The following is a 293-nucleotide window of genomic DNA, read 5'->3' as shown; positions in this document are numbered from 1 at the left end:
GACGAGTGGCAGGTGCAAAACTGCGAACTTTCAGGTTTGGCAACTTTCAACGAAAACAACGTTGAATACCGAAATTACATTAAAGCAGCCATTAAACAATGGCTAGATCGGGGCGTTGATGCGTTGCGGGTGGATACTGTAAAGCATATGCCAATTTGGTTTTGGCAAGAATTTAATGGGGAGATCCAAACCCATAAACCTGACGTCTTTATTTTTGGAGAGTGGATTTACAATAGTCCAAATGATGAGCGATCGGTTGAATTTGCAAATCGATCGGGCATGACTCTTTTAGA

At 42.0% G+C, this 293-nt stretch carries 1 protein-coding gene; it reads left to right on the top strand.

The window, feature by feature from the left end; translation table 11 throughout:
* Window positions 1-293 (top strand): alpha-amylase family glycosyl hydrolase (locus FLQ44_RS11500; RefSeq protein ID WP_240801264.1); only part of this gene is annotated, 293 nt, incomplete at both ends.

Source organism: Vogesella mureinivorans, assembly GCF_007644035.1.
GTDB lineage: Bacteria > Pseudomonadota > Gammaproteobacteria > Burkholderiales > Chromobacteriaceae > Vogesella > Vogesella mureinivorans.
Note: the sequence above shows the minus strand (reverse complement) of the source record. Positions and strands in the feature narration are given on the sequence as shown.